The sequence below is a fragment of the Bradyrhizobium sp. JYMT SZCCT0428 genome (assembly GCF_018131075.1).
In the GTDB taxonomy this organism is placed as follows: Bacteria; Pseudomonadota; Alphaproteobacteria; order Rhizobiales; family Xanthobacteraceae; genus Bradyrhizobium.
Genome location: NZ_JAFCLS010000036.1, coordinates 77282 through 85965 on the forward strand (window position 1 = coordinate 77282; position 8684 = coordinate 85965).

Consider the following 8684-nt stretch of genomic DNA (forward strand, 5'->3'; position numbering starts at 1 on the left):
CAGGCGCACGTGGACACCCCAAGAGTACGTGACGCCAAGGACGTCGAGCAGGTGGTGCGGGCGGCGATCGCCAGCGAGCAGCCGCTGGAGATCATCGGCCATGGATCCCGGCGTCTGGTCGGCCAGCCGATGGCGACCAATGCCGTGCTCGAACTGTCGGCGCTGAACGCGGTCACCGCCTATGAGCCGAACGAGCTGATCATCACGGTGCAGGCGGGCGCGCCGCTTGCCGATGTGCTGTCGCTGATCGACTCTAAGAACCAGCAATTCGCGTTCGAGCCGATGGACACCTCGGCGCTGCTCGGCGTCTCCGGCGCCGGCACCATCGGCGGCATGATCGGTGCTGGTCTGGCCGGCCCGCGCCGCATCAGGGCTGGCGGCGCCCGCGACCACCTTTTGGGGGCGCATGCGGTGTCCGGCTTCGGCGACAGTTTCAAAACCGGCGGGCGGGTGGTGAAGAACGTCACCGGTTACGATCTCTGCAAATTGCTGGCGGGGTCGTGGGGCACGCTGGCGGTCATGACGGAAGTGACGCTGAAGGTGATGCCGAAACCCGAAAGCGAACGCACGCTGGTGCTGCGCGGGCTCGACGATGTCACCGCCAACCGGGCGATGACGGCGGCGCTGGGCTCGCCCTACGACGTGTCGGGTGCGGCGCATCTGCCGAATTCCGCGTTCCGGTCCGCGGCCGGCGCCTTGGCCGGGCTCGGTGCGCCGGGGCAGGCGACGACCCTGCTGCGGCTGGAAGGTATCGAGGCTTCCGCCGCCGACCGCGCCAGCTCGCTCGGCAAGACGCTGGCGCCGTTCGGCGCCGTGGAGGTGCTGCATGACGCTGTTTCGGCCGCGATCTGGAGTTCGATCCGCGATGTGCTGCCGTTTGCCGCCCAAGGCGCGCTGGGGGCGTGGCCGGTGTGGCGGATCGTTTGTCCGCCGGCGTCCGGCGGCGCGCTCGGGCAGCAGCTTGCGCGCGACACCGGCGGCGACGTGATCTACGATTGGGGCGGCGGGCTGATCTGGGCGGCGTTGCCGCCCAAGCCGGACGCGCAGGCGGCGCTGCTGCGGGCGCGCGTCGATGCCGCCGGCGGCCATGCGATGCTGGTCCGGGCGTCCGAACTGGTGCGGCGCAATGTCGACGTGTTCCATCCGCAATCCGGCGGCGTGGCCGCCTTGAGCGAGCGCGTCCGCCTGAGCTTCGATCCCAAGAACATCCTCAACCGGGGCCGCTTGCTGCGGGCGGTCGCGACATGAAAACCGAATTCTCACTCGCTCAACTGGCCGATCCTGACATCGCTGAAGCCGACAAGATCCTGCGCGCCTGCGTGCATTGCGGGTTCTGCACTGCGACCTGTCCGACTTACGTGCTGCTCGGCGACGAACTGGATAGCCCGCGTGGCCGGATCTATCTCATCAAGGAGATGCTGGAGAAGGACCGCCCGCCGACCAAGGAGGTGGTCAAGCATATCGACCGCTGCCTGTCCTGTCTCGCCTGCATGACGACCTGCCCATCGGGCGTGAACTACATGCACCTGGTCGATCAGGCGCGGGTCAGGATCGAGCGGGATTATTCCAGGCCGCTGGGCGAGCGGGCCTTGCGCGCGGTGCTGGCCTTTGTGCTGCCGCGGCCGGGTCTGTTCCGCGCCAGCATGATCATGGCGCGGCTGGGCCGGCCCCTCGCTGGCCTGTTGCCGACACCGAAGACCGCATCGGCGACGCCCACCCTGCTGCGGCGGATCAAGGCGATGCTGGCGCTCGCGCCCGGCAGCCTGCCGGCGCCGGGACCTGCCGCCGGCAGTGTTTTCCCGGCCATTGGCGACAGGCGGGGGCGGGTTGCGCTGCTGCAGGGCTGTGCCCAGCAGGTGCTGGCGCCGCGCATCAACCAGGCTGCCATCAATCTCCTGACGCGCCACGGCATCGAGGTGGTGCTGGTCAGGGACGAACAATGCTGCGGCGCGCTCACCCATCACCTCGGGCAGGACGGCGACGCACTGGCGCGCGCCCGCGCCAACGTCACGGTCTGGCAAAGCGAAGCGGAACAAGGTGGCCTCGACGCCATCCTGGTGACGACGTCGGGCTGCGGCACGGTCATCAAGGACTATGGTTTCATGCTGCGTGAGGACCGCGAATTCGCCGGCCCCGCTGCACGAATATCCGCGCTGACAAAGGATATCACCGAGTATCTCGCCGGCATCGATCTGCATCCATCGAGCCAGCAAGGCGACGTCACCATCGCCTATCACTCGGCTTGTTCGCTGCAGCACGGACAGAAAATCACGCACGCTCCGAAAGAATTGCTTTCCAAGAATGGATTCGTGGTGAAAGATGTGCCCGAGAGCCATTTGTGTTGCGGTTCGGCGGGGACCTACAACATTCTCCAGCCTGACATTGCGAGCAGATTGCGCGATCGCAAGATCGCCAATATTGCGACAGTCAAACCGGACATGATCGCTGCGGGCAATATTGGGTGCATGGTGCAGATTGCCGGCGGTACGTCAGTTCCTGTGGTGCACACGATTGAGCTTCTCGATTGGGCGACAGGAGGTCCAAAACCTGAATTGAAGGGGCCGGGACTGACAAGGCCGACATTGAACTAATCGATCGGCCGACTATTCGAGCGCTCGACTGACACGACCAGCGGCAACAGGAGGACCACGATGGCTAAAGCGAAGAAGAGCAAGAAAAGCAAGAAGGCCAAAAAGGCCAAGAAGGCGGTAGCGGCGAAGAAGAAATCTGCGAAGAAGTCGTCGAAGAAGGCCGCCAAGAAGTCGGCAAAGAAATCGGCCAAGAAGGCTTCGAAGAAGAGCGCAAAGAAATCCGCCAAGAAGGCAGCGCCGAAGAAGGCTGCCAAGAAAGCTGCCAAGAAAGCCGTGGCGAAGAGCCCGGCGAAGAAAAAGAAAGCCGCCGCCAAGCCTGCTGCGCCCAAGCCGGCAGCCCCGGTGGCGGCTCCGGCGCCAGAGCCCGAAGCTGCGCCCGCTCCGAGCTGGGCAACGCCGAGTTCGGAGTCATCGACCCCGTCATGGGGCTCCGGCTCGTCCAATGGCGGCGATCAGCACTAGGTCGTACGCTGCCCGTCAAGGTTGATTGATCGGAAAGCCGCAGCGTCCACCGCTGCGGCTTTTCTCTTGAGGCCGACCGGCTGATCAATTTCACCACGGGATTCTACGGAGACTGTTGATTCGGCCGCGGTTCAGGCAAGCGGGAGCTGACCCCCTTGTTTTGCCGGTTCCAGATGTCGCCTGCCGGACACGAAGACCGCCAAACTTGTTGTGGGAATGCAACACCCACTGACAACATTTTCCGAAACAGGCGGAACGCCTAAAAAGGCGGCAGATGATTGTCTTTTTTGCTTCACGCCCATGACCGCAAGTCCCAGATTGCAATTACTGAATTTGGTTGCAGTCGGTTATCGCTCGCCCTGGGGGGCCACCGGAACGGGACTGTTCTAGAAGGTGATGGGGATCGTCATGAAGAAACTGGCTTTGTTAGCAACGGCGCTGGCAATGGTATCGGCTCCGGCTCTCGCGGCAGACTTGCGCGTCAAGGCTGTGAAGGCTCCGCCGCCTGTCGCATTCGATCCCTGGGATATCGCCTTCGGCGCCGGCATCACCAACGATTACATCTTCCGCGGCATCACCCAGTCCAACCACAAGCCGTCGGTCAACGCCTATTTCGAGCCCCGCTACAACGTCACCAAGGACTTCCAGCTGTACGTCGGCCTGGGCGCTGCCAGCATCTCGTTCCCCAACCGTGCAGCCGCTGAAGTCGACGCCTACGGCGGTGCCCGCCTGACGGTTGGCGCCTTTGCCTTCGATGTCGGCGCCTGGGGCTACATCTATCCGGGTGGAACCTGCCAATACGGTGGCGGCGCTGTCGCCGATTTCGCCGGCGTCCCGCTCAGCCCCGAATGCCAGGCTAACACCCTGCTCAATCTCAACGTGCTCAAGAAGGACGTCAGCTTCTTCGAGGTCTACGGCAAGGTGAACTACACCTTCAACGACAACTTCTCGCTGGGCGGCACCGCTTATTATACGCCGAGCTTCCTCAACAGCGGCGCCGAAGGCACCTATGCTTCGATCGTCGGCAAGGCGATCGCGCCGAGCGCCTGGTTCGGCACCAGCGGCCTCGGCATGTACGTGTCGGGTGAGTTCGGCCGCCAGTGGCTGGGCACGTCGGACTCGTTCTACGGCACCCTCGCGTTCCCGAACGGCATCAACTACGCCGACTACAACACCTGGAATATCGGCATCGGCTTCACCTACAAGGTGTTCACGCTGGACTTCCGTTACTCCGACACCAACCTGTCGAAGGGTGATTGCAACGCCTTCACCAGCGACTTCACCGCTCGCGGCGAAATCAACGCCTTCACGGGAACCAACGTCACTGCGATCAATCCGTCCGGCGTGGGTTCGAACTGGTGCGGCGCAGCCGGCATCGTCAAGCTCTCGGCTGACCTGACCGCGCTGACCAACCTGAAGTAATATCTTCTTCGCGAAGATCTGGGGGCGGCAGAGCGATCTGCCGCCCCTTTGCATTTGGGGCGGCTGTGATGCAATGGGATTGGCGGCGCATCGCGCGCGCGACCTATCGCCGGACACGCGGAGCCGGTGCAGCCGCGCGCTGATCGGCGCCATGTCGCCAGCGCTATCGTGCTATCAGGCTTACGCCGGCTGGGCGCTGACCGCTTCCCGCAACGTGAAACGGTCGCCGTCGCGGACCATGGCGACATGGCGCTGGTGGAAGGCCTCGAGCGTCGAGCGGTGGCCGATCGAGACGATGGTGGTTTGCGGCAGTTTCGAGCCAAGCAAATTGTACAGCGCGGCTTCCGAGGGTTCGTCGAGCGAGGCGGTCGCCTCGTCGAGGAACAGATATTGCGGCGCGTGCAATAGCGCGCGCGCCACCCCGAGGCGCTGCTGCTCGCCAAGCGAGAGCATCCGGTTCCAATGCGATTCCTCCTCCAGCCGCCCGGCAAGCTTGGGCAGGCCGACCTCCGTGAGCGCATCCCTGACCCGATCGGCGCTGAAGGTTTCGGTTGCGCCGGGATAGGCGATCGCCCCATGCAGCGATCCGATCGGAAAGTAGGGCCGCTGCGGCAGCATCATGACAGACGCGCCGTCCGGAATGGCGATCGAGCCGCTGCCGAACGGCCAGATGCCGGCGATGGCCCGGAACAGGGTCGACTTGCCGGAGCCCGACGGGCCGGTGAGCAGCGTACGTTCGCCGCCGCGAAGGCTTAAGGCATCGGCCGAGACCAGCGCCGTGCCGTTGGGCAGACGCAGCGTGAGCTCGCGCAGGTCGATCGCCGTGCCGCCCTGAGATGCCACGAGGTCGATCGATTCGCTCGATTTTTGCAGCGCCGTGGCGCTCGCGATGGCTGCTTCAAACCCGTCGAGACGGGCGACGATGGCGCGCCAGTCGGCCAGCGTGCGGTAGATCGTGACGAAGATCGACAGCGCCGACTGCACGCTGCCGAACGCGGACGCGGTCTGGGTCAGGCCGCCAAGCTGGACCTTCTTTTCGAAGAAGGCCGGCGCCACCAGGATGTAGGGAAAGATCACCGCGGCCTGCGAATAGCTCGCGGTGAACGTGGTCAGCCGCTTGGTCCGGCTCATGATGCCGTACCAGTTTTCGATCACATGGTGGAAACGCGCCCAAAGCCCCAGGCGCTCCGCGCGCTCGCCCTGCAACAGCGCGATCTGCTCGGAGTTCTCCCGTGCCCGAACCAGGTTAAAGCGGAAATCGGCCTCGAATTGCTGCTGCTTGAAATCAAGCCGCACCAGAGGCGAGCCGATCCATTGCGTCAGCGCCGTGCCGAGGATGGCGTAGATCAGCGCGCCCCAGACCAGGTAGCCGGGGATGGCGTACTCCTTGCCGAACAGGTGCAGGGGGGCGGCTGCCGACAGGCCCCACAGGATGATGACGAAGGAGAGCAGCGTCACCACCGAATTCAACAGGCTGAGCCCGATATCCAGCGTCCGCTCGACGAACAGCCTGACGTCATCGGCAATGCGCTGGTCCGGATTGTCGGCGGCGTCGCCCTGCAATTGCATGCGGTAGTGATTGGCGCCGTGCATCCATTCGCCGAGATAGTGCCGGGTCAGCCAGCGCCGCCAGCGAATCTGCAGCCATTGATTGAGGTAGAGCTGGTAGACGGCAAGCACGACGGCGCAGCTCGCCAGCAGGCAAAAGACGCCGATCTCCCTGACGAAGACGTCCCAATTGTATTCCTGCAGCGCGTTGAAGAAGCGATTCTGCCACTGGTTCACGAGGACGTCGATCGCGACCAGCGCCAGTTGGATCGTGATCACGGCAGCGAGCAGCGCGCGGCCGGCCCATTTGTCCTCGGAACGGAAATAGGGAGCGGCGATCCGCCATACGGTCGCGAGCGTCGAGCGGATGCTGTTCACAGATTGTCGTCTCCGGGAGGTGGCCTTAAAGGCCTGAAGGAACAGAAGAATCAGGTTTTCTGGACTAAAGTAGCAGATTTTATAGCCTGCGGCGGCTTGTCGCAGCTACCGGGTTGACCCTAGCATGGCTGTCACGGCGAGGGGCGGGGGACCTCTGGACTTCGCGAGGTTGTGAGCGGGTTTCGGCGGCTGCCGAACCAGCAGTCGATCGCGCGGATGAAGAGCACGTTTCCGCAGGCGCCAGGCACACCGGACCGTCCACACGGCCGGGTGCCCAATAATAAACCGGGGAGAATCCGAACATGTGGGATCAAGTCTACAATCCGCTGGGCAACGCGACCTTGTCGACGCTCGCCGCTGCCGTGCCGGTGGTCACGCTCCTGGTGCTGATCGCCAGCGGCAAGGTCAAGGCGCACATCGCGGCCATCATTGCGTTGATCGTCGCCAACATCGTCACCATTGCCATCTACCACATGCCCGCGGGCATGTCGGTCCGGGCATCGCTGCTCGGCGTGGTGGTAGGCTTCTTCCCGATCGGCTGGATCGTCCTCAATGTTATTTTCCTCTACCGCATCACGGTCGAGACCGGCCGCTTCGAATTGTTGAAGCGCGCCATCGGCGGGGTCACCAACGACCGTCGCCTGCAATTGCTCCTGATCGCGTTCGCCTTCGGCGCATTCTTCGAGGGCGCGTCCGGTTTCGGCACGCCGGTTGCGATCACAGGCGCGGTTCTGATCGGGCTCGGCTTCTCGCCGCTGGCGGCCTCCGGCCTGTCGCTGATCGCCAACACCGCGCCGGTGGCCTATGGCGCGCTGGGCACGCCGATCCAGGGGCTGGCCTCGGTCACCGGCCTCGATCCCTATATTCTCGGCGCGATGGTCGGCCGGCAATTGCCGCTGTTCTCGCTGATCGTGCCGTTCTGGGTGGTGTGGGCCTTTGCCGGCTGGAAAGGCATGAAGGACGTGTGGCCGGCTATCCTGGTCACCGGCGTCTCGTTCGCGATCCCGCAATTCGTGATCTCGAACTACATCAACCCCTGGATCGTCGACATCGGGGCTTCGCTGATTTCGATGGGATGCCTGATCCTGTTCCTGAAAGTGTGGCAGCCCAGGGAGCTCTGGTTGTCGCCCGCCCTGCGCGGCAAGGATGAATCGGCCGCGACCATGACGACGCCGAAGCCGATGGACAAGACGCCGCTCACGCAAAGCGAATTGTGGAGCGCGCTGCTGCCATGGATCATCGTCTGTGTGGTGATGCTGATCTGGGGCAATGGCGGTTTCAAGAGCTGGGCGAATGCCAGCTTCGTCTGGAAATATCAGGTCCCCGACCTGCACAATTTGATCAACAAGGTGCCCCCGGTCGCCGCCAGGCCGACACCGGAAGCCGCGCTGTTCGACTTCACCTATCTGTCGTTCACCGGCACCGGCATGCTGATCGCCGCGATCGTTTCCGGTTTCCTGATGAGCTTCTCGCCGGCGAGGATGATTGCGGAATACGGCCGCACCATCAAACTGTGCGCGATCTCGCTGATCACGATCTCGGCGATGCTGGCGATCGGCACGCTGACGCGGCTGTCCGGCGTCGATGCCACGCTCGGTCTGGCCTTCGCTGCAACCGGCGTGCTCTATCCCTTCTTCGGCACCTTGCTCGGCTGGCTCGGCGTGGCTCTGACGGGATCGGACACCGCCTCCAACGTGCTGTTCGGCAATCTGCAAAAGATCACGTCCGAACAGCTGGGCCTGTCGCCGATCCTGATGGCCGCCGCCAATTCCTCCGGCGGCGTGATGGGCAAGATGATCGACGCACAATCGATCGTCGTCGCCTCGACGGCGACCAACTGGTACGGCCACGAAGGCTCGATCCTTCGTTATGTATTCCTGCATTCGATCGTGCTGGCGTGTCTGGTCGGCGGGCTGGTGACACTGCAGGCTTATGTCTATCCGTTCACGTTGATGGTCCTGCAGTAAGGCGCAACTGAACGTCCGGAGATGTCGTCCCTGCGAACGCAGGGACCCATACCGCGTGATCCCTCTGTGAAGCTCAGTGGCAGAGACCATTCGCAAAACCGCTTCCTGTGGTTATGGGTCCCGGCTCAAGGCCGGGACGACGGCGGTGTTTGTTGTGCCACCATCATACAAAATGCAGTTTCGCATTCTCGCGACGCGATGCGCCCGAGGTTTGCTGGAAACTTCCCGCTCTCTCGTAGAGAGGGCGCAGGGAAGACCGGGTGCGCGCTGCACCCGCGGTCTCGCGTGCGGTTTGCACAAAACAAAGTGCACACGA

General features: G+C 63.6%; 6 protein-coding genes. 5 read left to right on the forward strand and 1 reads right to left on the reverse strand.

What is annotated here, in order from left to right:
* Positions 1-9: 9 nt before the first annotated feature.
* The 4 genes from JQ575_RS30645 to JQ575_RS30660 all read left to right on the forward strand — a co-directional run bounded on the left by JQ575_RS30645 (position 10) and on the right by JQ575_RS30660 (position 4475).
* The gene (locus tag JQ575_RS30645; RefSeq protein WP_212036918.1) at positions 10-1248 is read left to right on the forward strand and encodes an FAD-binding protein; all 1239 of its coding nucleotides are present in this window, start codon (positions 10-12) and stop codon (positions 1246-1248) included.
* Positions 1245-2591 (forward strand): glycolate oxidase subunit GlcF, encoded by a 1347-nt coding sequence (gene glcF / locus JQ575_RS30650; protein WP_212036919.1) that lies wholly within the window; start codon positions 1245-1247, stop codon positions 2589-2591. The genes JQ575_RS30645 and glcF overlap by 4 nt, the downstream gene beginning before the upstream one ends.
* A gap of 60 nt (positions 2592-2651) precedes the next feature.
* A complete protein-coding gene (locus JQ575_RS30655) occupies positions 2652-3053 on the forward strand; it encodes a histone (protein WP_212036920.1) in 402 nt (133 codons plus the stop codon).
* A 408-nt stretch (positions 3054-3461) separates the two neighbouring features.
* Positions 3462-4475 (forward strand): TorF family putative porin, encoded by a 1014-nt coding sequence (locus JQ575_RS30660; RefSeq protein ID WP_212036921.1) that lies wholly within the window; start codon positions 3462-3464, stop codon positions 4473-4475.
* 180 nt (positions 4476-4655) lie between these two features.
* On the opposite strand, the gene JQ575_RS30665 is transcribed toward JQ575_RS30660, so the two are convergent.
* Positions 4656-6401 carry an ABC transporter ATP-binding protein/permease gene (locus JQ575_RS30665; protein ID WP_212036922.1) on the reverse strand — a complete coding sequence of 582 codons (1746 nt, stop codon included), beginning with the start codon at positions 6399-6401 and terminating at the stop codon, positions 4656-4658.
* Between the two features lie 302 nt (positions 6402-6703).
* Between JQ575_RS30665 and JQ575_RS30670 the strand changes: the two genes are divergently transcribed.
* Positions 6704-8368, forward strand: a complete 1665-nt coding sequence (locus JQ575_RS30670) for an L-lactate permease (RefSeq protein ID WP_212036923.1) — start codon at positions 6704-6706, stop codon at positions 8366-8368.
* Positions 8369-8684 lie beyond the last annotated feature (316 nt).

What these genes read in the sequence shown, in the direction of transcription:
- glcF (WP_212036919.1), top strand. Translation starts at nt 1,245, where the DNA reads ATGAAAACCGAATTCTCACTCGCTCAACTGGCCGATCCTGACATCGCT.
- JQ575_RS30670 (WP_212036923.1), top strand. Translation starts at nt 6,704, where the DNA reads ATGTGGGATCAAGTCTACAATCCGCTGGGCAACGCGACCTTGTCGACG.
- JQ575_RS30660 (WP_212036921.1), top strand. Translation starts at nt 3,462, where the DNA reads ATGAAGAAACTGGCTTTGTTAGCAACGGCGCTGGCAATGGTATCGGCT.
- JQ575_RS30655 (WP_212036920.1), top strand. Translation starts at nt 2,652, where the DNA reads ATGGCTAAAGCGAAGAAGAGCAAGAAAAGCAAGAAGGCCAAAAAGGCC.